At 54.2% G+C, this 24230-nt stretch carries 21 protein-coding genes and 2 pseudogenes; 17 read left to right on the forward strand and 6 right to left on the reverse strand.

What is annotated here, in order from left to right; all coding sequences use genetic code 11:
* Positions 1-6 precede the first annotated feature (6 nt).
* Both M655_RS13485 and M655_RS13490 read right to left on the reverse strand, forming a co-directional pair.
* Entirely contained in the window at positions 7-447 is a 441-nt protein-coding gene (locus M655_RS13485; protein ID WP_005828682.1) for a hypothetical protein, read from the reverse strand.
* A gap of 213 nt (positions 448-660) precedes the next feature.
* A complete protein-coding gene (locus M655_RS13490) occupies positions 661-1035 on the reverse strand; it encodes a hypothetical protein (protein WP_238504079.1) in 375 nt (124 codons plus the stop codon).
* Between M655_RS13490 and M655_RS13495 the strand changes: the two genes are divergently transcribed.
* Positions 932-1342, forward strand: coding sequence for a 2-phosphosulfolactate phosphatase (locus M655_RS13495; RefSeq protein ID WP_005828680.1), 411 nt, complete (start codon positions 932-934; stop codon positions 1340-1342). The two genes, M655_RS13490 and M655_RS13495, sit on opposite strands and share 104 nt — an antisense overlap.
* Before the next feature lie 63 nt (positions 1343-1405).
* On the forward strand, positions 1406-3001 hold the full coding sequence (locus tag M655_RS13500) for a catalase (protein ID WP_026557230.1): 1596 nt from the start codon (positions 1406-1408) through the stop codon (positions 2999-3001).
* A gap of 518 nt (positions 3002-3519) precedes the next feature.
* Here the strand turns inward: M655_RS13500 and M655_RS13505 are convergent.
* Positions 3520-3957 (reverse strand): SRPBCC family protein, encoded by a 438-nt coding sequence (locus tag M655_RS13505; protein ID WP_051353884.1) that lies wholly within the window; start codon positions 3955-3957, stop codon positions 3520-3522.
* A gap of 411 nt (positions 3958-4368) precedes the next feature.
* Between M655_RS13505 and M655_RS13510 the strand changes: the two genes are divergently transcribed.
* Positions 4369-6510, forward strand: a complete 2142-nt coding sequence (locus tag M655_RS13510; protein ID WP_026557228.1) for an RCC1 domain-containing protein — start codon at positions 4369-4371, stop codon at positions 6508-6510.
* Positions 6511-6569: 59 nt separating this feature from the next.
* Here the strand turns inward: M655_RS13510 and M655_RS13515 are convergent, their stop codons facing one another.
* Positions 6570-6887: a DUF2992 family protein gene (locus M655_RS13515; protein ID WP_026557227.1), complete on the reverse strand. Its 318-nt coding sequence runs from the start codon at positions 6885-6887 to the stop codon at positions 6570-6572.
* Positions 6888-6948: 61 nt separating this feature from the next.
* Between M655_RS13515 and M655_RS13520 the strand changes: the two genes are divergently transcribed.
* The 6 genes and pseudogenes from M655_RS13520 to M655_RS13545 all read left to right on the forward strand — a co-directional run bounded on the left by M655_RS13520 (position 6949) and on the right by M655_RS13545 (position 11796).
* Positions 6949-7092: a hypothetical protein gene (locus M655_RS13520; protein WP_286086017.1), complete on the forward strand. Its 144-nt coding sequence runs from the start codon at positions 6949-6951 to the stop codon at positions 7090-7092.
* 423 nt (positions 7093-7515) lie between these two features.
* A pseudogene (gene tnpA / locus M655_RS13525) lies at positions 7516-7794 on the forward strand (IS200/IS605 family transposase); the annotation flags it as partial.
* Positions 7795-7859: 65 nt separating this feature from the next.
* Positions 7860-8936, forward strand: a pseudogene (locus tag M655_RS13530) (RNA-guided endonuclease TnpB family protein).
* A gap of 186 nt (positions 8937-9122) precedes the next feature.
* A complete protein-coding gene (locus M655_RS13535) occupies positions 9123-10901 on the forward strand; it encodes an EAL domain-containing protein (RefSeq protein WP_026557226.1) in 1779 nt (592 codons plus the stop codon).
* Positions 10902-11060: 159 nt separating this feature from the next.
* Positions 11061-11519 (forward strand): GreA/GreB family elongation factor, encoded by a 459-nt coding sequence (locus tag M655_RS13540; protein WP_005833659.1) that lies wholly within the window; start codon positions 11061-11063, stop codon positions 11517-11519.
* Between the two features lie 73 nt (positions 11520-11592).
* Positions 11593-11796: a hypothetical protein gene (locus tag M655_RS13545; RefSeq protein WP_005833657.1), complete on the forward strand. Its 204-nt coding sequence runs from the start codon at positions 11593-11595 to the stop codon at positions 11794-11796.
* Here the strand turns inward: M655_RS13545 and M655_RS13550 are convergent.
* Positions 11766-12698 (reverse strand): aldo/keto reductase, encoded by a 933-nt coding sequence (locus tag M655_RS13550; protein ID WP_007786701.1) that lies wholly within the window; start codon positions 12696-12698, stop codon positions 11766-11768. The two genes, M655_RS13545 and M655_RS13550, sit on opposite strands and share 31 nt — an antisense overlap.
* Positions 12699-12758: 60 nt before the next feature.
* A complete protein-coding gene (locus M655_RS13555; RefSeq protein ID WP_005833653.1) occupies positions 12759-14168 on the reverse strand; it encodes a sigma-54 interaction domain-containing protein in 1410 nt (469 codons plus the stop codon).
* 188 nt (positions 14169-14356) lie between these two features.
* Here M655_RS13555 and pdhA point away from each other — a divergent pair, with 188 nt between their 5' ends.
* The 8 genes from pdhA (at position 14357) to M655_RS13595 (ending at position 24035) form a co-directional block, all read left to right on the forward strand.
* Complete coding sequence (pdhA, locus tag M655_RS13560; RefSeq protein WP_005833651.1) at positions 14357-15424, forward strand: pyruvate dehydrogenase (acetyl-transferring) E1 component subunit alpha; 1068 nt, start codon at positions 14357-14359, stop codon at positions 15422-15424.
* Positions 15421-16404, forward strand: coding sequence for an alpha-ketoacid dehydrogenase subunit beta (locus tag M655_RS13565; RefSeq protein ID WP_026557224.1), 984 nt, complete (start codon positions 15421-15423; stop codon positions 16402-16404). Before pdhA ends, M655_RS13565 begins: the two co-directional genes overlap by 4 nt.
* Positions 16405-16422: 18 nt before the next feature.
* Positions 16423-17772 carry a dihydrolipoamide acetyltransferase family protein gene (locus M655_RS13570; protein ID WP_026557223.1) on the forward strand — a complete coding sequence of 450 codons (1350 nt, stop codon included), beginning with the start codon at positions 16423-16425 and terminating at the stop codon, positions 17770-17772.
* On the forward strand, positions 17773-19200 hold the full coding sequence (gene lpdA / locus M655_RS13575; RefSeq protein WP_026557222.1) for a dihydrolipoyl dehydrogenase: 1428 nt from the start codon (positions 17773-17775) through the stop codon (positions 19198-19200). It abuts the gene before it with no gap.
* A 134-nt stretch (positions 19201-19334) separates the two neighbouring features.
* A complete protein-coding gene (locus M655_RS13580; protein WP_026557221.1) occupies positions 19335-20753 on the forward strand; it encodes an FMN-binding glutamate synthase family protein in 1419 nt (472 codons plus the stop codon).
* Between the two features lie 70 nt (positions 20754-20823).
* Positions 20824-21081, forward strand: coding sequence for a hypothetical protein (locus tag M655_RS13585; RefSeq protein WP_051353883.1), 258 nt, complete (start codon positions 20824-20826; stop codon positions 21079-21081).
* Between the two features lie 172 nt (positions 21082-21253).
* On the forward strand, positions 21254-22891 hold the full coding sequence (locus tag M655_RS13590; protein WP_026557219.1) for an ABC transporter substrate-binding protein: 1638 nt from the start codon (positions 21254-21256) through the stop codon (positions 22889-22891).
* A gap of 151 nt (positions 22892-23042) precedes the next feature.
* The gene (locus M655_RS13595) at positions 23043-24035 is read left to right on the forward strand and encodes an ABC transporter substrate-binding protein (RefSeq protein ID WP_026557218.1); all 993 of its coding nucleotides are present in this window, start codon (positions 23043-23045) and stop codon (positions 24033-24035) included.
* Positions 24036-24230: the final 195 nt, after the last annotated feature.

Consider the following 24230-nt stretch of genomic DNA (forward strand, 5'->3'; position numbering starts at 1 on the left):
CGAGAATTACAGGCAGCCATCGACTTCTATGGTGAGCAGTTGGCTAGGCAGAACAGACAGGCCGTTGACTTGACCGCCGCCGATAGAAGTACGGCCATACGTGGTCAGAAGGACATTTTCACGGTTGCCGTTGCGGCCGACAGTCAGGCGCACTTCGTAGTGGTTCGTTGCAACGACAGTCGCGTTCAGCGCAACCCGTGTGTTTGCGGCGAGCGTTTGTGTGACGTCGAGCAGTGAACCTACCGGATTGGTTTGTGTGACCGCTGTGCCCCAGTTCAGCACTTGCACACGCACCTCCACTGGCTCGTCATTGAGGTTGACCAAGTCGATGTGAGCGGTAAGAGCCGTGTTCAGGTTGTTTTGCAGAATGCCAGTCGTGTAAACAGTTGTTCTCCTTGGTCTTCCACCCCCTCGGTCGCTGGTGCTTTCAAACTCCATTTCAGACATCCCAGATCACTCCATTTCTTGTTGTTTAACTAATGGGACAATACTACAATATTAAGTCTTGTCTCCTTTTGTAACGGCGAACGTAAGGGGACAAGTAACCATTTCTGATAGAAAGCGGTGGAATGGATGAGCGAAGCTTCCATATTTAAACAGCTAGACTATACGGCGCGGTTTGAATGGGGATATGAAGGGGTAGAACAGTTGGCGCCCCAGTCAGACATCGTCGTCATGATAGATGTGCTGTCGTTTTGCACCTGTGTGGATGTCGTGTGCGGGCGCGGCGGGATCGTCTATCCGTACCGCATGCGAGACGAGACGGCAGCGCTTTACGCGCGGGAAAAAGGAGCGCTGCTCGCCGGGAAACGCGGAGATCCAGTGTCGCTCTCTCCGGCGTGTCTCGCGACGATTCCAGCCGGGAGCAAACTCGTCCTGCCTTCCCCCAACGGCTCGACCTGCACTGTGCTGGCGCAGCAAAGCGTTAGCCGTGGTCGTCGCAGGCTGCTTGCGAAACGCAGCGGCGGTAGCTCGCTTCATCAACGCGCACAAAGGAACCGTGAGCGTGATCGCCTGCGGAGAAAGATGGCCCAACGGCGCCCTGCGTCCTGCCATCGAAGACATGCTGGCTGCAGGCGCGATCCTCGACGGATTAAGCGGCTACCAGCTCTCCTGCGAAGCGCAAATGGCGGTCGCCGCATTCCGGGCGGCCAACGAGCAGCTTGCTGCCGTCCTCGCGGAAAGCGGCTCTGGACGCGAGCTTGCCGCAAAAGGATATCCGCAGGATGTTCAGATCGCAGCCGAATGGAACCGCAGCCAGACCGTTCCGCTATTGGGAAAAGACGGCGGGTACGTTGCCGCTTCTTCTGCTCTCGGTTCAGCGCCGGGCTTTTTCGCATAAAGACTCCCTTTTTCGGAAACCATTTCTCATGATCGAGTGAGAAACTGGACAGGGAGGATGAACATGGAAGAATCGAAGAACAGCACACAGGGCAGGTCAACCGAGGAAGAGTTGCTGACCAATCGGCAGGGCCATCCGGTCACAGACAACCAAAATATGCGCACAGTAGGCAATCGCGGTCCTACCGTTCTGGAAAACTATGATTTTCTGGAAAAAATTACGCATTTCGACCGTGAGCGAATACCGGAGCGGGTCGTGCACGGGCGTGGCGCAGGCGCACACGGATACTTCGAGGCGTACGGAACGGTCGGGGATGAGCCGGTTGCGAAGTACACGAGAGCGAAGCTGTTTGCGGAGCGCGGCAAAAAAACGCCTGTGTTCGTCCGTTTTTCGACCGTCATTCACGGCACGCACTCGCCTGAGACTTTGCGCGATCCGCGCGGCTTTGCCGTGAAGTTTTACACGGAGGACGGGAACTGGGATCTGGTAGGGAACAATCTGAAAGTCTTCTTTATTCGCGATGCGATGAAGTTTCCTGATCTCGTCCACGCGTTCAAGCCAGACCCGGTGACGAACATTCAGGACGTCGAACGCATTTTTGACTTCATTTCCAATACGCCTGAAGCGATGCACATGATTACGTTTCTGTTCTCCCCGTGGGGCATCCCGGCGAACTACCGGCAGATGCAAGGATCCGGCGTCAATACGTACAAATGGGTGAATCAAAAGGGCGAAGCGGTGCTGGTCAAGTACCATTGGCAGCCGCTTGCGCAAGGGATCAAAAACTTGACGCAAAAAGAAGCCGAGGAAATTCAGGGGAAAAACTTCAATCACGCGACACAGGACCTGTACGAAGCGATCGAACGGGGAGACTATCCGGAATGGGAGCTGTGCGTGCAAATCATGAGCGATGACGAGCATCCCGAGCTTGATTTTGATCCGCTTGATCCGACGAAGCTGTGGCCGGAGGAGCAATTTCCGTTTTTGCCTGTTGGAAAAATGGTGTTGAACAAAAATCCGGAAAACTACTTTGCCGAAGTAGAACAGGTCGCGTTTGGCACAGGCGTGCTCGTCGACGGCCTGGACTTCTCGGACGACAAGCTGCTGCAAGGCAGAACGTTTTCCTATTCCGACACGCAGCGCTATCGGGTGGGAGCCAACTATTTGCAGTTGCCGATCAACGCGCCGAAAAAGCACGTCGCCACCAACCAGGAAGGCGGGCAGATGCTGTACCGCGTCGACCGCAAGCAGCCGCACATCAACTACGAGCCGTCCACGATCGGCGGTTTGCACGAGGCCAAACAGTCCGCTCCCGACCATCAACCAGAGGTCGCGGGCAAGATCGTCCGGCAAAAAATCGACCGCACCAACGATTTCAAACAGGCTGGCGAACGGTACCGGCTCATGGACGACTGGGAAAAAGACGACCTGATCGCCAATTTGACCGATGCTCTCCTGTCCTGTGACCGGCGCATCCAGGAGAAGATGCTCGATTACTTTTTCCAGTGCGACGAAGAGTACGGCTCCCGGGTGAAGCAAGGAATCGAGCAAGGTCGCCGGAACCGGGACAACGGCCACGGCGGACCGATGGGAGCGACCAATCCCGGCGCTGGCGTGCGTCAGGCCGAACAGGATGGACATCCGGCGGAGCCGTATTGATCGCTTGAATAAAGGCCATCAGAGCCAGAAAACAGCGCCTGACCCCTTTGCGTGTGCCGATTGGCTGCAAAGGGGTTGGCTTTTTCCCTCTCCTGCCGTACCCTTTTGCGCGAGGAAGCAAAAAGGCTGCTTGCACAGTCGCCCTTTTTCCGTTATTCGAACGGTTCCGCTTTCAAGCTCATTCTCGTAGCCTTTCGCATGATGGTGGAAGTGCCACAGGAAAATATAGGATTAGACTAAAGTTATTGAACCTGCGCGGTTTTTGAATAGTAAAATCAGCAGTCGCTATAAAAAAGTGGTAGATTGACCGCGTAAAAGAAACAGCGGCGGACTAGGACTCAAAAATAAAGGCTGAGACTGCCGCTGTTTTTTGAGCGAGCGGTTTTCGGTTGTTCAATGGCAAGGTTGAACGAAAAAAGCAATGGTTCTTTCCAGCGCTGCGCGGCAATCTGTTAGCAGAATCGTAACTTGCGGGAGGCCGTGAAGGCTGCTTCTTTAGTTCTTGCTGCCGTCTACTTTTACTGGTCGCGCAGGTGCGTCGCCAGATTGTCGAGCGTACCAGACCAACCGTCGTACACATACTGATCGCCGGGGTGACCAGCGAATCCGCGCAGGTGGAAGATCATCTCGGTGCGCTCGCCCTGTGCGGTAAGGGTCAGGGTCACGACAGGGGTGCCCTCGACGGGATCATCGGGGGAACCCCAGGTGAAGACGAGCCGTTCGAAAGGAATGACGTCAAGGAACACACCCCCGGTGTGATACTCCTGGCCGGTCTGCTTATTGACCATAGTATAGCGGTAGCGTCCGCCTTCGCGGACGTCGAAGGAGATAGACTCTAGCGGCGTTGAAGGGAGCCAGGCGGCGAGATCGTTCTTCTCGGTCCAGGCGCGCCATACGAGCTCGCGGCGGGCATTCAGGGTGCGGACGATGGTGAACTCCGGTGCAGATGCGGTCATGTTCATTGTTCCTCCTTTTTGGTCATGGACTTGAGGGGAAATTCCAGTGCGTCGAAATGCTTGTTCCAGGCTAAGGATGCTGCTCCTGCCCGTTAGTTGAGCGCCGCCACCTGAGTCTACTCTATGTTATTTTTCAGTCTACAACTTAATTTCCCCAGTCTGATGCTTTATTTTCACAGAACAGGAAGTACATGGTAGATTCGGCGCACGCCTTGAAATTCTCTCTATTACCTAGCGTTAAAAACCGAACAAACGTTCTGATTCGATTCTATCATAAATGGAAATTTTCCACAATCTCTGCAAGAGAAAACTTTTCAAAAACTTGTGTTGGAAAAAGGTAACTTTTGCCGCCACCGCACGTCTAACCAGTTGATTTTCCTCTAAATTCCAATAGTGGTGGTGGAACGGGCAATGTGGAACGGCAATCACGCAAAAGCATGGCTGTGCAGCAGTTTGGCGTTAGTGCTCGCGATCTCGGGAAGCGTGCAAGCGCAACAGCTAGCCGCGCAAACAGCTCCTGCGCAAAAACAGGCTGTTAGCAGTAAAACGGTGGCGGAAAAAGCAAGGCAGGTGCCGATGAAAGCGTGCGGGGAGGACGAGCAAAAAGCCGGGCAAAAGAAGCCTGCTGCAAACTCCCTGGCGTCCCTCGATGAAGCTTCCGCCTCGCCTCTGTCCGGCATCCGGAAAATTGCCACGGGCGTTATTTTCGATGAAGCCGGGTACGGCTGGCGTCCGGGCATTTCCTATGCGATCGACCAGGCAGGTAACGCGTGGCGCTGGGGCGTGCAGGCAGGCCAGTGGCTGGATTTTCCGCAAAAGCTCGCAGGCATCGAGAACGTCAAGGAGGTCACATGGGGCTACGCGCTGACGAATGCGGGTGACGTATGGCGGCTGGGTGAGCAGGCGCAGCCGGAAAAAATCGCGGGACTCGATCACATCCGCTCGATCCGCGAACTAATCGGAAACGAAGAGATACTTGCCCTGTTAAAAGACGACGGGACCGTGTGGACGCTCAAGCAGGGAGAGCGACAGCCGCGGCGATTGGGGTCGTTTGCCAAAGTCAGCGCGCTCTACGGCTCGGCCTTCTCCCTGTTTTTGCAAGAGGAAAGCGGCAAGCTGTTTTATTTGGACGGAAAGCGACAGGAGCTGAAAGCCGAGCTTGCCCATGTCGTGGATGTACCGGGAGCGGTGAAGCAAATCGCGCTCGATTATTCGGATCGGGCTATGATCCAGACCGCAAATGACGAGGTTTACCTCTTTAATGCGAAGGAGAAAACGTGGACGCGGGCGCCGCGCGAAGCCGAGGAGGCAGTCAAGATGGCGGTTGGCGGAGACGGGCTGTACCTGTTCAGCAAAAAGGACGGCACGCTCTGGGGCTGGGGCCACAACACGCTGGGGATGCTCGGCGAGCAGTACCCGGATCGGGTCGAGCTGCCTGTCCGGATTGCCGACCTGACCGATATTGTCGATGTGCAGGCAGGCACCGATCACATCCTCGCCTTGCAAAAATCCGGCCACGTCTTTTCCTGGGGAAGCAATATGACAGGCCAGTTGGGCAGAATGCCGCGCCTTTTCACGGAGTGGACCGAGATCGGCGAGCTGAAGGACGTAAGGCAAATCGCAACCGGACTTGGCCAGCCTTATTTTGTGCGCAAGGACGGCACGGTTTGGGGGATCGACGAGCAGCGGCAGCCTTACCAGGTGGCAGGGCCGAAAAATGTCCAGACGATTGACAGCGTGTTGAATGCGGCAGTCACGCTGGATACGGCGGGCCATGTACAGCTTTGGACCGATCAGTTCGGCACGTGCCAGACGTTGGCGCTGCCGGGCACTGTCAAAGATGTGGTCGCTGGGGAAGAACGACTGCTGCTGCGCCTGGCGGATGACGGCCTGTTCGCCGTAGAACTGCGCCATGAGCTGGTCGAGAAAAACGGCGTCTACGTGCCCGCCAACATCACGGTCGGCGAGATGGAAGCTGCGCAGATCGACCCGGCCGTGGCAGCGCGCATTGCCAAGCTGTACGCCAACGCTTACCTGTTTTTCGCCACAACCAAAGAGGGCGAGGTGCTGTACGCCGAGCAAACTGCCAGGCAGCCCTCGTTTCAAAGCGTACCTGGCGTAAAAGGCGTGCGGGAGCTGGCTCCGCAATATTTTGTACGCTACACGGCCGACCCGCTTTCCGTATGGGCTTTATCCGATGCGGGCGCGGTCCGCGAGCTGCAATTTCAACTGGACCGCCACAAAGACGAATGGAACATCGCGCAAGTCAGCGTGGCAGGGGAAGCGGAGGAAGGGATCGCCTTTGCCAGCGGCCGGCTGCGCATCACGAAGGACGGGCAATTGTATGAAAAAGACTGGAGTCCGCTTGTGAAAAAACAGATTCCTCGCCCTGTCCGCCTGGTAGCGTCCACGTACGACTACGCCATCGAGGGACCCGGATCGCACTATCATGTCATCGTCACGGAAGATGACAAAGTAGTCGTCCTCGGCTATAACCCGTTTGAAAAAAGCTCGCTTCAGCCGCAACTGGTCCAGACCAAAGCGAAACCATAACCTAATAGGAAAAAACTCACGCCCGGATTGTGGGGCGTGAGCGTCGCGCGCAGGGGAGATTATTTGCCCCTGTGCTTTTCTTTTGCCTTTTGCACTTTTCGCTGCCATTTTTGCTCCAGGCGTTCGAGCTTTTGCTTGCGCCCGGCCACCTTTTTTTCGGCCTTGCGCGTTTCCCATTCCAGCTTGATCGCTTCCTGGGCATAGGTCGAGGGGCCTTTTGTGCGCAACTCTTTGGCAACTTGACGGGCCAGCCGCTTCGGATTGACTTTGGTCGGAACGGCTTCTTGCACTTCCACGGACGCTTTCCGATTGTCCAGTCCAGGCAACAGCCGATGCAGGACAAAATCGAGCACTTCGCCGTCTTTTGGCTCCGCCATCTATCATAGGGGATGGTGTCTTTGCTGGCAAGATGCCGCAATGCGGGAAAACAGCTATCCATTGTCACGAACGGTCACGGACCGCAGGCAGCGGAGGCTGGCCCTGCATTTTCTGCAAGTAGACGGCCATGATGAAACCGAGACAGATGGGTACGAAATCCGCATCGCTGCAGCCGATGGTGAGCCTCCAAACGGTCAAGCATAGCTTGTTTGGAATATTGTAACAATCTTGTGCAACCTATGGATAAACATGGGAGGAAAATGTAGAATCATGTCGAATGTGTAGACATAACAACCCGGCATGAGTCCAAAATTTTTGGTTCAGGCAGCAAAGGAGTTTTGTGGAATGGATCATTTTTCTCACCTATTTAAGAGCGATCACCATTCATGCAGCGAGTCGTCGATTGGGCAAAACGATGATTCTCCCCGCATCTCTTTACAGATTTTCCGAACGAGAAAGCCCGCTACGGTGCGATAGCACCCCCTTTAGGGGCGGGATGAGAGTGAGGTCAAATACGGAGTACCACGAATAAATCGAAGGTTTGTGGTACTTCAAGTATTTGAAAATTCCACTCTTTTTTGTTGTTCATATGTTGTAGTATATAAAGAAAACTGATACAATAGGTGTATGAACGAATACAGAAGAACAAGCACAACCCTTTCATTATTAAACTACCATTTTGTGTTCTGCCCTCGGTACAGAACAAAGATTTTTCTGCAAGCAGATCTAGAACAACGCTTCAAAGAGTTGGTACATGAAGGATGTGAGGAACTGCAAATTGTGATTGTTGCTCTTGAATGCCACAAAGACCATACGCATATGTTCCTCAACGCACTCCCATCATTAAGCCCTGCGGATATGATGGCAAAAATAAAAGGAGTGACTTCTCAGACTTTTAAGCCCCAAAATTGGATTTGAGTCATACCCCCTTATCGATATGTCGAAGAACAGAAAACAAGGGGGTGAAAGTCATGTCGCAGACCATCACAGTCAAAGTGAAATTGCTTCCAACAGAAGAACAGGCTTCTATTTTGCGTGAGATGAGTCAAACGTACCTCTCCACTATCAATACTCTCGTTTCCGAAATGGTTGCTGGAAAGAAAAGCACAAAGAAGTCGAGTAAGGATATTTCTGCTTCTTTGCCTAGTGCCGTTAAAAATCAAGCTATCAAGGACGCTACAAGTGTGTTTAAGAAAGTGAAGAAAAGCAAATTCACTACTGTTCCTGTTTTGAAAAAACCTGTCTGCATTTGGAACAATCAAAACTATTCGTTTGATTTCACGCACATTTCCATGCCGATTATGATTGACGGCAAGGTAACTAAAACACCTATCCGTGCTTTGTTAGTTGATAAAGACAACCGTAGCTTTGCTTTGCTAAAACACAAATTAGGTACGCTTCGAATCACACAGAAAGCAAATAAATGGATTGCCCAAATTTCTGTCACGATACCTACTATGGAAGGAACAGGAGTAAAAGTCATGGGGGTTGATTTGGGATTAAAAGTTCCTGCCGTTGTTGTAACAGATGATGAAAAGGTACGTTTCTTTGGGAGTGGCAGACAAAATAAGTACATGAAGCGTAAGTTTCGTTCTGAACGCAAAGCATTAGGCAAAAAGAAAAGGGTAAATGCGATTCGTAGTTCAAAAGGTAAAGAACAACGTTGGATGAAAGACTAAGACCATAAGGTTAGTCGTGCTATCGTAAATTTTGCAAAAGACAATAAAATTTCTGTCATTCGCTTGGAGCAACTGGCGAATATTAGACAGACGGCAAGAACAAGCCGTATAAACGAAAAGAATCTGCATACTTGGTCATTTTATCGCCTGTGTCAGTTCATTGAATATAAAGCGAATTTAGTTGGTATTAGAGTTGAGCATGTGAATCCTGCATACACAAGTCAGACATGCCCTAAATGCTCTTAGAAGAATAAGGCACAAGACCGTAAGTATAAATGCAAATGTGGATTCGAAAAACATCGTGATTTAGTCGGTGCTATGAACATTCGATATGCACCTGTGATTGATGGTAACAGTCAATCAGCCTAAGATGCTATATGCACTGTCTTAGGAGGGGCAATGAGATGCCCTCATCTTGAAGGCTGTTCAAAACAGAAATGGACTGCGAACGCTTAGTCATTCAAGAATCCCACCCGTACACCGCAAGGTGGAAGGCTTGCGGCTTTAGCCGTGGGAGTCTCAAAAGGTAACCCAGAAGTTTTGGCTCAATTGAACATGATTAATTTGACGCAAAAAGACCTGGAGCTGATTGCAGGGCTTCGTCCTGTCGTCGTGGAGCAAATTGAGCAAATCACCGCCTCGTTCTACGAAGCGATCCTGCACGTCGATTCATTAAAAGAGATTATTACGAGCCATACGACGGTCAATCGTCTGCGGCAAACGTTGTCCAGCCATTTGATTGAGATGTTCGACGGCCGTATTGATGAGGCTTTTGTTGAAAAACGGATGCGAATTGCCATGGTGCACCAAAAAATCGGGTTGCCCTCGAAGTGGTATATGGGCTCGTTTCAAAATCTGCTCAGCACCTTGCTGCGCATCGTCGATAGTTTGCAAGGCACTCACCCGGACTGCTCCGGTCTGGCACAGGCTGTCACCAAGCTGCTCAGCCTCGAACAGCAGTTGGTTTTGGAAGCGTACGAGCATCAGACGCGGATGGAGGAGCAACGGGCGAAAGCGATTATCGAATACCAGGCGCTTCACGACGATTTGACGGGCTTGCCCAACCGGAGGAAGCTGCATGTAACGTTGCAGGAGACGATTGAGATAAGCAGGGAGGACAACTCCCGTTTTGCTGTGCTGGTGCTGGATATTGATCGGTTTAAATTGATTAACGATTCGCTTGGACACACGTACGGAGATCGCTTTTTGCAAGAGGTGAGCGACCGCATTCGCAAAAGCACCGAAGGATTCGACGTCATGATCGCGCGGATGGGGGGAGACGAATTTACGCTGATTTGCAAAAACGTGTCCTCCGACCGGGATTTTTCGGAGCTGTCCGAGCAGGTCGTCAAGGAGATTGAGATTCCGTACCGTCTGCAGAGCAACGACTATTACGTCTCGGCGAGCATCGGCATTGCCATCTATCCCGATCACGGCACAACTGTGGAGGAATTGCTGAAAAATGCCGACACGGCGATGTACGAGGTGAAGAAAAACGGCAAGAACGGCTACCAGTTTTTCACCAACGAGCTGGACAACCAACTGCTGCTGCGCTTTGAGCTGGAAAGCGACTTGCGCAAGGCAGTCAAGGAAAATGAGTTTACGCTGTTCTACCAGCCGCAGGTGCAGGCGCTCAGCAATGAAATCATCGGGGTCGAAGCGCTTGTCCGCTGGAACCACCCGACAAAGGGCATGCTCTCGCCGGGCATTTTTATTCCGTTGGCGGAGGAAACAGGACTCATCTACGACATCGGCACATGGACGCTGAGGGAAGCTTGCCGGCAAATGAAAGAATGGCATGATGCAGGCGGGCCGCTCATTCCCGTCTCCGTCAACTTGTCTTCGCGGCAGTTCCACCAGGCGAACCTGGTCGAATACATTCGCGACATCCTGGAAGAAACGGGGCTGGAAGCGAAATATTTGGAGCTGGAAATTACGGAGAGCATGATGATGGACCCGGATTTGTCCACGGAAATTCTCAACAAGCTGAACGATTTTGGGGTGAAAATCAGTCTCGACGATTTTGGTACCGGATACAGCTCGTTGAGTTACCTCAAGCTGTTGCCCATTCATAAGCTGAAAATTGACCGCTCCTTCATTACCGACATCACGCGAAATACGAGCGACCAGGCTATCGTGGCGACGATCATCTCGATGGCGAAGCATTTGAACATGGACGTGATCGCGGAAGGAATCGAAACACAAGGCCAACTGGACTTTTTGACGGAAAACGCCTGCAAGGAAATTCAGGGCTATTACTTCAGCCGACCGTTGCCAGCAACCGAAGTAGAGGAAACTTTTTTTGTCCCTTACAGACTGTCCCAGCTCTCCTAAGAGATTGACAGCCGATGCATAGAATGGAATCATTTTGTAATTCCTGCTACAATAAAGAGAGTCCCTTCGGGGGCTATTTTTCTAAGGAGGTTTTTTCAATGAAAAACATGGCGTTCATCAAACTCGTCTATGAAAAACAACTGGGGGGTGACATTTATTATGAACCCTAGTATTTTGCAAGGCACGCGAAAGCATCTGATTAACCAGCTTGTCTTTTTCGATGAGCAATATTCGCTCTTTTTCGATCATTATGTCCGGGATTACGGAAAAGAAAAACAGACGGTTGACGACATGATCCAGCGCTACAAGCAGACGCTGGAACAACTGCTCGCCAAAGACGACAGTGCGCTGTTTGAGTCGCTCAAGTCAGTGACTTTGCTTGGCAGCAGCGTGAAGGTGCTATTTGAAGAGGATGGCTTTGAGGAATCATTCACTGTGGTGTACCCCACAGACATTGATCCAGACAACAACAGAATCTCATTCTTGTCGCCCATCGGCAGACAGTTGCTGCTGGCCGCTCCACACGATTTTGTTGTTCTGGAGAGCCCGGTCGGCAGGCAGCAGGTGCAAGTGCGGGAGATAAGCTTTACATATATGGGCGGTTTTTCAGCTCAGTAGTCATGATGAAGGGAAAAGGCGCTAACGGTTCGGTTAGTGTCTTTTCTTTTCCAGGCAAAAGGAGGAGAGCAAAATGACAGGATACGACCAGCTCGATGGCGTACACATCCCTTGGCAACGGTTGACGACCGCATACGGGCGAGGAACCGAGCTGCCTGCGCTGATGGCAGCGCGCGCCTACGAGAAAATCGCTCCGCTGATCGAGCATCAGAGCACACTGTGGCAAGTGACTCCCACATTATCCCTTTATGGAATCAGGTTGCCCGCCGCTTTGTAGATGCGGTACCATTCTTCCCGGGTCAAGCTCAGGTCTGCCCCTTTGCACGCGTCCTTGAGCCGTTGCGCATTGGTCGTCCCGAGCACTACTTGAATATTGGCGGGATGGCGGGTAATCCACGCGACAGCGATGGCGGTGTTCGTCACCTCGTACTTTTCCGCGATGCTGTCGATCACCTTGTTCAGCTCCGGGAAATGAATCAGGTCGCCGAGAAACGGGCCGCTGAACATGCCGTGCTGGAAAGGCGACCACGCCTGCATCGTAATGTCGTGCAGACGGCAGTATTCCAGAATGCTACTGTCGCGGTTGAGCGATTGGTCTGTTTTCATGTTCAGGGAGATGCCGGAATCGATCAAGGGTGTGTGCGCGATACTGAACTGGATTTGGTTGACCACGAGCTTTTGCGGTATGTACTTTTGCAAGAGCGCGATTTGCGCGGGGTTCTGGTTGGACACCCCGAAATAGTTGACCTTGCCCTGGTCCTGCAACTGCTGAAAAGCTTCCGCGACTTCCTCTGGCTCCATCAACGGGTCCGGGCGATGGAGGAGCAGAATATCCAGATAGTCCGTTTTCAACCGTTTCAATATGCCGTCGACCGAGGCGAGAATATGCTCTTTGGAAAAGTCGTAGTAATTTTCCTTGGAGCGAATGCCGCATTTGCTCTGCAAAATCATTTTCTCGCGAATCGCCGGGTTCATCTGGATAGCGTCGGCAAAATGCGCCTCGCAGCGGCCTTGTCCGTATATATCCGCATGGTCGAAAAAATTGATCCCTTCTTCGAGCGCTGTACGGATCAAGTTTTCCGCTTCTGCCAGGGAAAGCTGGGTCAGGCGCATATTGCCCATAATCATGTTGGAAGCGTGCAACTCGGTGTTTTTGATCGGATAAACCTTCACGTTCATTCCCCCATCCAATTTTTCGCTCCGTAATACTTTCGGCAATCGCGATCGTTGTCCCTACCGCTATTTGATTCCAAGCCCGCGTTTTTTGCGCACGAGCGTCGAGATATTCACCCCGAGCTTGTCCGCGCATTCCTGCATCGTGCTCGTTTCTTTCAATACGCGCTGGATGTATTCCCGCTCAAACCGTTCGACCGCTTCCTTGAGCGCAAGCGGTTGCTCCATTTTAGCCAGATGCAGCGGGAGCGCGCTATGCTGCGAATTGCGAATCGAGGCGGGAAGCTGATCGTACGTGATGCGTCCATTTTCGCACATGTGGTAGGAGCGCTCCACGACGTTTTTCAGCTCGCGGACGTTCCCTGGCCAGTCGTAATCGACGAGCGCTTCCAGCGCGTCGGTTTCGAGGCGCATTTCCTGCTGGTATTTCCACTCCAGCTTTTTTAAATAGTAGAAAACGAGAGCGGGAATATCTTCCCGGCGTTCGCGCAAGGGCGGGATGGTCAGCGACAGCACGTTCAGCCGGTAGTACAAGTCCTGGCGAAACTGCTTCTGCTCGACCATCGCTTCCAGGTCGCTGTTGGTCGCCGCGATGATCCGCATGTTCACCTGGCGCGACGTTTTTCCGCCCAGCCGCCTGATTTTGCCGTCCTGCAAAACGTTCAGCAGCTTGACCTGCAACGGAAACGGCAAATCGCCGACTTCGTCGAGGAAGACCGTGCCGCTGTGCGCCAGCTCAAACAGTCCTTCCTTCGCCTGGCTGGCTCCGGTGAACGCGCCTTTTTCGTAGCCGAACAATTCTGACTCCAGCAGATGGTCGGGGATCGCCCCGCAGTTGATTTTGATAAACTCGCCCGAGCGTCCGCTCTGTGCGTGAATGTAGTTCGCCAAAACGTCTTTGCCGACGCCGGACTCGCCAAGCAGCAAAATCGGCGAATCGTTAGCCGCAAAGCGATTCGCCAGCGAGACGATCCGGTGCATCATGCTGCTGCGGTAGATGATCTGGCCGCCCGAGTCGATGTCGTTTTGGATCTGCTCTAGCGCGCGTTGGAACGAAGAATTGATCTGGCGCGTTTCCTCCAGCTCCTGCTGTAGCTTGTTCAGCTCGGTAATATCGCGGACGTTGCCGACGACAAACAGCAGCTCCCCGTTTGGATCGAGCAGCGGCGTCGCGGTATTGATCGCCGTCCGGCCGTTGGCGTAATGGATGACGACGCTATGCGTCTGCTTTGTCGCGATCGCTCTGGCGGCGGAGGAATCCGGAACCATGTGCATTTCTTTTTGTTCAATATAACTGAAGTTGTTCAGGATATCAGCAGGAATCCCGGTAATGCTCAAATAGGCGTCGTTGTACAGGAGCACATAGCCGTTGCGGTCGCAGATCGCCAGACCGTCGTGGGAAGTTTTGAAAATGGTCATAATCAACTGGACGAGCTCGGTATTGTCGCTTCCCTGGAAAAATTTGGTCTGATACATGGTGTTCCTCCTTGGGCATGGCTTGTTGCTTGTTTGCAAAATAATCAGAATTGAGCATCCGTGCGCAAAAATGCATATGCAAAATGAATCATCAAGTACATTCGTTGTAAAGAAACCGCTTTCATTCGCTTGGCACGCAACTTGCTCATACGTTATGGTGAACGATGGAGAAAGCGAGGGATGTTTTCATGTCTTCATTATATCAGGTATTGACTCCTGCGGGAGAGCTGACAGCGGCGATTGACGGGCGACTGGATGAGTCCATGATGATAAACATGTATGAACAGATGGTGCGGGTGCGTTTGTTCGACCGCAAGTCGATCCATTTGCAGCGCCAGGGGCGGATGGGGACGTACGCGCCGTTTGAAGGGCAGGAGGCTTCGCAGGTCGGAAGCGCGCTGGCGCTCAAGCCCGGGGATTGGCTGTTTCCCACTTACCGCGATCACGCAGCGGCGATTGTGCATGGACAGTCGATGGCGCGCGTGTTTTTGTACTGGATGGGCCATATGGAGGGCAGCATCAGCCCGAAAGGCTTGAACATCATGCCGCCATGCGTGCCGATTGCGACACAGATGGTTCACGCGGTTGGCACGGCGTGGGCGAGCAAGCTGCAAAACGAGCAGCACGTCAGCCTGGCCTACTTTGGCGATGGGGCGACGTCGGAGGGCGACTTCCATGAAGCGCTCAACTTTGCCGGGGTGTTCCAGACACCGACGATTTTTTTCTGTCAAAACAACGGCTATGCGATCAGCGTGCCGTTTTCCCAGCAATCTGCTTCGAAAACGATTGCCCAGCGCGCAGCCGCCTATGACATTCCCGGCGTGCGCATCGACGGCAACGATATTTTCGCCGTCTGGCTGACGATGCAAGAAGCGGTGGAGCGGGCTTTGAACGGGCAAGGGCCAACCTTGATCGAAGCGGTGACATTCCGCTACGGCGCCCACACGACCGCAGACGATCCGAAAAAGTACCGCGATCAGGAAAAACTGGCAAAGGAGTGGAGAAGCGAGCGCGATCCGATCCAGCGGCTGCGCACGTTCCTCGTCCGGCGCGGGCTGTGGAACGACGCCAAGGAAGCGGAGCTGATCGCCCGGGCAAACGAGCAGATTGACGCGGCACTGGCGGAAGCGGAGAGCTATCCGAAATCCCGGCCGGAAGACATGTTCAAGCACGTGTACGCAGAGCCGACCTGGATGGCAGTCGAGCAGGAAGGCGAGCTTGCGAAGCCAGCGAAGAAGGAGGACATCCCGGCATGATTCGCAAACTGACGATGATTCAGGCAATTACGGAAGCCATGGATCAAAAGATGGCAGAAGATTCGCGCGTCATGCTGCTCGGCGAAGACATCGGCGTGAACGGAGGGGTTTTTCGCGCGACCGAAGACTTGATTCACAAATACGGGGCCACTCGCGTCGTCGACACGCCGCTGTCCGAGGCGGGCATGATCGGGGCGGCCATCGGGCTTGCCATGAACGGGCTGATTCCGGTCGTCGAGATTCAGTTTCTGGCCTTTATTTATCCCGGCTTCGAGCAGATCGTGTCCCATGCAGCGCGGATGCGTTACCGGACTCGCGGCCAGTACCATGTGCCGATGGTCATTCGCACGCCATACGGCGCAGGCATTCGCGGGCCGGAGCTGCACTCGGAGAGCGTCGAGACGTTTTTTGCCCACGTGCCAGGGCTGAAGGTAGTGGCGCCGAGCACGCCCTATGACGCAAAAGGCTTGCTGATCGCCGCGATGGAAGACCCGGACCCGGTCATCTTTTTGGAGCCGACCAAGCTGTATCGGGCTTTCAAGGAAGAAGTCCCCGAAGAGATGTACCGCGTGCCTATCGGGAAAGCAAAAGTGGTGCGCGAAGGCACGGATATTTCGATTTTTGCCTGGGGAGCGATGCTGCGCGTAGCCGAGGAAGCGGCGAAGCGGATTGAGCGTGAGCAGGGAGCGAGCTGTGAGGTCGTGGACTTGCGCACGATCTACCCGCTCGACCGCGACGCGATTGTCCAGTCGATCAAAAAGACCGGGCGCGCCGTCGTCGTCCACGAGGCGCACAAGACCGCAGGGATGGGAGCGGAAATCATCTCGATCATTAACGATGAGGCGCTGATTTATTTGAAGGCTCCCGTGAAGCGGATTACGGGCTTTGACGTGCCTGTCCCGCAGTTCAGCATCGAGGACGATTATTTGCCGACGCCCGCGCGCGTCATGAGCGGCATAGTGGAAACGCTTACGTTTTAGCGTAAAGGAGCGAGGAACATGGTGGAGTTCAAACTCCCGGATGTGGGAGAAGGCATGCATGAAGGGGAAATCCTCAAGGTGCTGGTTCGCCCGGGCGAAGCAGTCGTCCAGGACCAGCCTGTCATTGAGGTACAGACGGACAAAGTCAGCGCAGAGCTGTCCGCTCCGGCAACCGGGGTCGTCCAGGAAATTCGCATTGCCGAGGGCGACACGGTCGAGGTGGGAACGGTACTGCTGGTGATCGACACAGGGGCAGCAAGCGGAGAGGGCACGGAAGCGAAGCCGACTGTTACGCCTGTATCTGCACCGGAAAAGCAATCGACCGCTACGGTTCCGGCTCGTCAAGGGGCGCGCCGTTCCTTGGCGACGCCGTACGTGCGGCAGTTGGCGCGAGAAATGAAAATCGACATTGAACAGGTGAGCGGCACGGGGCCAGCCGGACGCGTCACCGAAGAAGATTTGCGCCAGTTTGCCAGCGCCGGGCAAAAGCGCGCGCTGCAAGAAGTATCGGCGACTGCTTTTGCCGCAGCTCCCGTGAACGAGCCGGCGGAGCCTGCGCGTCCAGTGACGCCAGCAGCCGTTAGCAAGACGGCAGAACAGGAAAAGCCCGTGCAAAAGCAAGCGGCCTCCCAGGCGTCGGCCTTGCCCGTGGGCGTGGGCGATCACCTGATCGAACGTCTGCCGCTGAAAGGCATCCGCAAAAAAATCTCCGAGCACATGGTGAAATCCGTGACGGTCATTCCGCACGTCACCTCTGTCGACGAGCTGGAAATGGATCAGCTTCAGGCGCTGCGGGAGCGGCTGAAACCGCATGCCGAGAAAAAGCAGCTCAAGCTGACGTTTTTGCCGTTTTTCATCAAGGCGCTGGTGATCGCGCTGAAGGAATATCCGGTCATGAACGCTTCCATTGACGATGCTACCAACGAAATTTTGCTAAAGCGCTTTTATCATATCGGGATTGCAACCGATACGCCGGACGGGCTGATCGTGCCTGTTATCCGGGACGCAGACCGCAAATCCATTTTTCAACTGGCAGCGGAGATCAAACAACTGGCTGAGCTTGCTCGCCAAGGCAAGCTGACGCTTGAGCAGATTACAGGCGGGACGTTTACGATCAGCAATGTGGGGCCGATCGGCGGCCTGCAAGCGACGCCGATCATCAACCATCCGGAGGTTGCGATTTTGGCCCTGCACAAAATGGAAAAGCGCTGGGTCGTGCGCGAAGAGGAAGGCGTGATCCGGCAAATGATGAACATATCGCTGTCCTTTGACCACCGGCTGATCGACGGAGTGACGGCAGTGCGCTTTACCAACCGGATCAAGGAGCTGCTCGAAGATCCGAATCTATTGTTCGCGGAGATGGTCTAAATGGTAGTTGGGGAAATCGCAATCGAAACAGACGTTGTCGTCATCGGAGGGGGCCCTGGCGGCTATGCGGCGGCCATTCGCCTCGGCCAGTTGGGCCAATCGGTCGTCCTGGTGGAAAAAGAGGTGTTGGGCGGCGTGTGCCTCAACCGGGGCTGCATTCCCTCCAAAGCGTTGATTCATGCCGCAGGCGAGTACCATAAGCTGGCCGGGCTGGGCAAGCTGGGGATCAGGCTGCCGGACGGAAGCGCGGCGTTTCACATGCCGGACTGGCAAGCGTGGAAAGAGTCCGTAGTTGCGCAATTGAGCCAGGGGGTAGAGCAGCTTTGCCAGGCAAACGGAGTGACAGTAGTCAAAGGCTCCGCCACGTTGCTTTCTGCCGACCGGATCGGAGTCGAGACGGGCGGCGATTTTGAGACGTACAAGTTCCGCCAGGCGATCATTGCCACAGGCTCCCGCCCTTTTGCGCCGAAGGCTTTGGCGCCGGACCATGAGCGTATTCTGGATTCCACGGACTTGTTGAACCTGCAGGAACTGCCGAAGTCGCTTGCGATCATTGGCGGCGGCTATATCGGGATGGAGCTGGGCATGGCGCTTGCCAAGCTGGGAACGAGCGTGACGGTCGTAGAGGCAGCACCAGGCATTTTGCCGCAGACGGCTCCCCACTTGACGCAGGAAGTGCGGAAGCAGGCGAAAAAGCTGGGGATAAGCGTGAAGACGGCGACAAAAGTCGAGGAAATCTCGCGTAGCGGTGACCAGGTGACACTTGCCGTCCTCTCTGAGCCGCACGGACGCGAAGAGCTTACGGTGGACAAAGCATTGGTGACGATTGGCCGGGTGCCGAACACGGGGGATATCGGGTTGGGGCAAGCCGGAGTCGTGATCGATGAAAAAGGCTACATTCCCGTCAATGCCGAGTGCCGCACCAACCAGCCGCACATTTTTGCCATTGGCGATGTGACGCCCGGGCCTGCACTGGCGCACCGCGCCTCGAAGCAAGGCATCGTGGCCGCCGAAGTCATCGCGGGTTTGCCAAGCAGCGTGGACTCGCCGTATGTCCCTTACGTCATTTTTACCGACCCGCCAATCGCCGGTGTCGGCCTGACGCCAGAAGAAGCAAAGGAGCAGGGCTATCGGGTCAGAACGGCGTCGTTTCCGTATCGGGCGAACGGCAAAGCTTTGGTGATCGACGAGCGTGACGGCTTCGCAGAAGTGGTCGTCGAGGAAGACACGCACCTGCTAGTGGGCATGCACGTAGTCGGCGCGGATGCACCGAACCTCATCGGAGAAGGTGCGCTGGCTCTGGAGCTTGCTGCCAGAGTCGAGGATTTGGCGCTCACCATCCACCCGCACCCGACCTTGAGCGAGGTGTGGCTGGAAGCAGCGGAAGCCGCCCTCGGACACGCCATCCACATCGTCAACAAAAAATGAGCGAAAACCTCCTTGCTCGCGAATGGAACGCGAAAGGGGGTTTTTTCTTGTCTGCCCGAAAGTATATCTTTTCCTGCATGAAACCAAACTAAGTAGGAAACGGCACGTTCGGCTGCAAAAAAGGAGAGGGCACGATGGGAGACTGGGTGACGATTTGGATCGGAGCAAGTATCGGGTCATTTCTGGCGATCGTGTTGCTCGCGACCGTAGCGTTTTGCTTTTCGCGCGGATTCGTGCGCTGGGCGGTCGGCCACTTCGCCAAAATCGTGATGAACGACCGCTATCCGGAAAACATATGGGAAATCGTCTCGGCGCTGACGCGCGTCTCTCCCCAAAAGGTGCTGGAAAACAGCTTGCGCGCTGCGGAGGGCACCGCGATTGACAGGCCGTTCGGCACGCCGCGAAAATTTTTGAATTACGACGGTCTCCTGTTTTCCCCCGCGCAATTGTCGGTGCTTCCTGCGCCTGAAAATGCCGAGGTCGATATGCGCCTCACCATCGGGCCGATGGCCAAAAAACCGTTGACGCTGGAGATTCCGCTGTTGGCTGGCGGGATCGGCTTTGGCGTTGGCGTGACGGATAAAACCAAGATCGCCATTGCCAAAGGGACGGCTGCGGTCGGCACCGTCACGAATACGGGAGAAGGCGGTTTCTTACCCGAAGAAAGAGAAATCGCAAAATATTTGATCTATCAATATCATTCCGCGACATGGACAAAGAGTCCGGAGATTCTCAAGCAAGCCGACGCGATAGAAATCCGGATCGGCCAAGGCGCTACCGCCGGAGCTGCCACTTTTATCCCGCATCGTGATCTTCGTGGCAAGGCCAGCCAAGTCATGCATCTGTCAGACCAGGAGTACATCGTCATCCCTTCCCGGCATAAAGAGGTGCAGAAGCCAGACGGTCTTCGCAAGCTCGTCGACCAGCTCCGCGAGTTGACAGAGGGTGTGCCGATTGGGGTCAAGATGTGTGCCAGCGCGAACATGGAAGCCGATCTGGAAGTGGCGATCATGGCTGGCGTCGATTTTATCAGTATGGACGGGGGCCAAGGCGGCTACAAGGGCAGCGCGCCGATCTTGCAGGACGACTTCGGCTTGCCGACGATCTACGCGGTGTCAAGAGCGGTCCGCTACTTGCAAAAACGCGGCGTCAAGGACAAAATTACGCTGCTGAGCGGAGGTGGGTACTATACGCCAAGCCATTGCCTGAAAGCGCTGGCCCTGGGGGTGGATGGCGTCTATTTGGGCACGGCCATGCTCTGGGGGATGGCGCACGATCAGGTCACGAAGGCCATTCCGTGGGAGCCGCCCACCCAGCTCCTGTTTTATGGCGGGCACTCTCAAAAAGAGTTTGACGAGCAGGAGGCGGCCAAGTATTTGGAGCATTTTTTTTGCGCGTTTGTCGATGAAATGCGGATAGCCACTCTCGCATTGGGCAAGACATCCGTTCGCGAGGTAGGCGTCGACGATTTGATCGCTCTCGACAGCATGACCAGCAAAGTCACAAACATCCCGCTCGCGTACACCCCGCGCATCCCGCACAGTCCGTCATGAAGGCAAAAACAAGACACGATCGGTTAACCCGTACGAGCAAAGCTTCCTTCTGTCGTTTTTGGGGTTGGAAGTGGCAACAGGCGCGGCTTTGTATCTCGTATTCGTGATCTTCCGTAAGCTGGATTCCAGCCCGTATGCGTTAGTCAAGCTGGGGATTATCGGGAGCGCAGTCGGGTTGGTTCTCGATGCGTTCGCACTGTGGAACCGCGATGTATTTTTTGCAAAGCTTTCCAATGAGCAGTTGCTCGCCTTTACGATCTGGATGGCTTTCGCCTACGGTTTGTATTTGGCGCTCCCGCTGTTCATGGCAAAAGGCGACAAATCATAAGCGATTTCTGATGGATCGTTTACCCCCTATTCAAGAGGTCCGGCAAAAGCCGGAAGCCTGAATAGGGCTTTTTGTTAGCTCGTTATCGTTCAGGCTTTTGCGCAAAGCGATCATGCTATATAATGATAATGATTATCAATTACATTCATTCGCAAAAGGGAGAATCATCCGAGTGTTTTTACATCCGTTAGAATGCGCAAAAGAGACGTTTTTCGTTTTACAGCGAGTGGAGCGGCAGCAATACGGTTTGCAGCAGGAGCATCCTCCCGTATGGAAGGATGGGCACCATCTGCTCTACGTCCAGGAAGGGGAGGGGATCTTGCGCGTGGACGGCGACCCGCTCCTGTTAAAGCCGGGAAAAATCGTGCTGCTCGCCCCGGATTGCTGCGTAGAGGTGGAGGGCCGCTCCTGCAAGCCGCTGTCTCTCTACGATTTTTCGTTTACATATACCGTGGCGAGCGACACGCCAGCACAGTCAAAAAAAGCAAAGGCTGTCTTTTCCCCGGGCCATCACGCGCTGTCTGCCCAGGCTGCCGCCCGTTTTGCGCAGTTGCTGGAGCAAATGGAGCAGCTTGCGGAAACAGAGGAGCCGCTCGCCAAGTGGAAGCAGTCGATTTTGTTCCAGGAAATCATGTACCTCGCCGCCTCCGATCCGCTGACAACGGAAGAAACAGGCGGGACGCGGGAAGCGATTGAAAAAGTGCTGCTTTATGTGCAGCAGCATTATCAGGAGGACATTTCTTTAAAGGAAGTCGCACAGATGCACTGCATCAGCGCCTCGAATTTTTCCAGCGTGTTCAAAAAGCATGTCGGACTGAACCCGCTTGACTATGTGACACAACTGCGAATGGCCCAGGCGCAGCGAAAATTGAAGGCGAGCCAACCGATTGAGCTCGTCGCCCGGCAGGTTGGCTTCAAAGACCCGCTCTATTTCAGCCGCATTTTCAAGCGAACAGTCGGCGTCACACCGTCCGCCTATCGAAAACAGAGCCAGACGGACAAGATCGTCACGCTGCTGCCGCATTTGAACGATTACTTGCTGGCGCTTGGGGTCAAGCCGTTTGCGACGCTGCCCTACGGCGGGAATGACCAGGTGGATGGCTACTTGCCTTATCTGGCTCGCGAGTTGAGCGAGACAAAGCTGACGGGAAGCTGGAACAAGCCGGACATGGACGAGCTGGCAGAGGCCCAGCCCGGATTGATTCTCGGCTCGAACTGGTTCCACATCAATCTGGAGTCGGTGAAAAAAATCGCCCCGACCATCCCGATCATTTTGCGGGATGACTGGCAAAGCCTCTTGCTGGAACTGGCTCGTTTTTTCGGCAAAGGAGAAGAAGGGAAGCACTGGATGCGGCGATACGAGCAAAAGGTAAATCAGGCGAAGGCGCTCTTGTCCTTGTCCAAAGCCCGTGACGAGTCCGTCATGATTCTCACCGTGACTTGCAACGAATACCGGGTGTACGGCGGCAGAAGGCAACTCGGCAAGGTGCTGTACGAAGATTTGCGGTTGACACCTCCGGCGGGGATTTCGATTAAAACGCATTACGTCTGTGTGACACTCGAACAAATCCAGGCGATGAATCCCGACCACATTTTTTTGTCGACGAACAATTCCAATCCGAGCAAAGAACAGATCAAGGCCCTCCAGGCGACCAAGGCGTGGTCCGGATTGCGGGCGGTGCAGAAACATCAGGTGTACGAGGTGGAGAGTTGGCTGAACGGTCACGCTCCGATCAAGCACAGCCTGTCCATCGACGTCGCCATCAGCCATCTGGCCGAGAGCAAGCAATGGGAGGTCTCTGTCATGTAAGCCGCTTCGTCAGCAAGTGGCTTTTTTTCATGGACGGCCGCAAGATTTTGTCCATATAGGAACAAGATTTTGTCAATTGTGCCAGGTCAGCGGCTTACTCTATAATCACTAAAGTGAAAATGATTATCAATAACAACGCGGAGGTTCAGTCATGATATCCTTTCAACCGTTTAAAAAAGTAATTTCCGGGGCGCTCTGCCTGTTTGCGCTGACCGCAGCGGGCTGCGGAACTAGTCCCGCTCAGCAGGGAGCGCAGGCGGGAGTAGCGCCAGCCCCGGCACCTGCCCAGGAGCAGACGATCGAGCACGATATGGGCAAAACGGTCGTCAAAGGCGACCCGCAAAAAATATTGTCGCTTCATCCATGGATCAGTGACTTTTTGCTTTCGCTGGAGATCACACCATCGGCTTCGCCAAGCTCAGGCCCCAACTCCACCGAGTTCACCTGGTATTTGAAAGACGGGCTGAAAGATTCGGTCAACCTGGGCTGGCAAATTCCGAAGCCGAACCTGGAGCTGATCGTGCAGAGCAGCCCGGATTTAATCATCGGCAACCAAAACTTCGGCGAGTTGAACGAGCAACTGTCCAAAATCGCCCCGACGATTTTCATCGAGCCGGTTGAAGATGACAAAGGCGTGCGAAAAATGCGCGAGACGTATTTGCGCCTGGCGAAGATGCTGAAAAAAGAAGAAATCGCCAAGAAAAAGATCGCGGAATACGACGCAGAAGTGGAGAAGTACCGCGCCCAGCTTAAAGCGGCGATGGCCGACCAGACCGTCATGTTCCTGCGCGTCACCGATAAAGAGCTGCGCTACTACAGTCCGAAGCTGTTCGAGGTGCTGTACGACGACCTCGGACTGGCCAAGCCGGCGAATATTCCGGATGCGGCCAAGAGCTTTCAGCCACTCTCGATTGAAAAGTTGCCAGAGGTCAACCCGGACCATATTTTCCTGCTGCATGAAGGCGGAGACCGCGTGTCGTCCTTGCGGGAAACCGCTGTATGGAAAGGGCTGGACGCTGTGAAAAACAACCGCGTGTACGAAGTAGACTACGATCTGTGGTTCCAAGGTTTCGGCCCGATTGCGAACCGCTTGATTCTGGAAGACGCGACCGAGAAGCTGCTCGGTGCGAAAGCGAATAAATAAGCATTGCGATAGAAAAACGTTCCTCTTGTTCCGGAAGCCGTCAGACACTGCTGTGTTCTGGCGGCTTTTTGCTGTTTGTTTTTTGCCTGCAAAAACTTCCTCTCTGTGAAGGCCGCTCCCAGTCTTTCCAAATTTTTAGCGCAGGCAAGCGTTGCGCATGTTGATATACTGACTCTTTCGGCCGCCTGACTACCC

This window comes from Brevibacillus sp. NSP2.1 (assembly GCF_000470975.2).
Lineage (GTDB): Bacteria > Bacillota > Bacilli > Brevibacillales > Brevibacillaceae > Brevibacillus > Brevibacillus agri.

Coding starts and splice junctions, on each gene's coding strand:
- M655_RS13485 (WP_005828682.1), bottom strand. CDS start 447: ATGTCTGAAATGGAGTTTGAAAGCACCAGCGACCGAGGGGGTGGAAGA.
- M655_RS13550 (WP_007786701.1), bottom strand. CDS start 12,698: ATGAACGTGAAGGTTTATCCGATCAAAAACACCGAGTTGCACGCTTCC.
- M655_RS13565 (WP_026557224.1), top strand. CDS start 15,421: ATGATTCGCAAACTGACGATGATTCAGGCAATTACGGAAGCCATGGAT.
- pdhA (WP_005833651.1), top strand. CDS start 14,357: ATGTCTTCATTATATCAGGTATTGACTCCTGCGGGAGAGCTGACAGCG.
- lpdA (WP_026557222.1), top strand. CDS start 17,773: ATGGTAGTTGGGGAAATCGCAATCGAAACAGACGTTGTCGTCATCGGA.
- M655_RS13540 (WP_005833659.1), top strand. CDS start 11,061: ATGAACCCTAGTATTTTGCAAGGCACGCGAAAGCATCTGATTAACCAG.
- M655_RS13580 (WP_026557221.1), top strand. CDS start 19,335: ATGGGAGACTGGGTGACGATTTGGATCGGAGCAAGTATCGGGTCATTT.
- M655_RS13500 (WP_026557230.1), top strand. CDS start 1,406: ATGGAAGAATCGAAGAACAGCACACAGGGCAGGTCAACCGAGGAAGAG.
- M655_RS13545 (WP_005833657.1), top strand. CDS start 11,593: ATGACAGGATACGACCAGCTCGATGGCGTACACATCCCTTGGCAACGG.
- M655_RS13595 (WP_026557218.1), top strand. CDS start 23,043: ATGATATCCTTTCAACCGTTTAAAAAAGTAATTTCCGGGGCGCTCTGC.
- M655_RS13570 (WP_026557223.1), top strand. CDS start 16,423: ATGGTGGAGTTCAAACTCCCGGATGTGGGAGAAGGCATGCATGAAGGG.
- M655_RS13510 (WP_026557228.1), top strand. CDS start 4,369: ATGTGGAACGGCAATCACGCAAAAGCATGGCTGTGCAGCAGTTTGGCG.
- M655_RS13515 (WP_026557227.1), bottom strand. CDS start 6,887: ATGGCGGAGCCAAAAGACGGCGAAGTGCTCGATTTTGTCCTGCATCGG.
- M655_RS13555 (WP_005833653.1), bottom strand. CDS start 14,168: ATGTATCAGACCAAATTTTTCCAGGGAAGCGACAATACCGAGCTCGTC.
- M655_RS13505 (WP_051353884.1), bottom strand. CDS start 3,957: ATGACCGCATCTGCACCGGAGTTCACCATCGTCCGCACCCTGAATGCC.
- M655_RS13535 (WP_026557226.1), top strand. CDS start 9,123: ATGATTAATTTGACGCAAAAAGACCTGGAGCTGATTGCAGGGCTTCGT.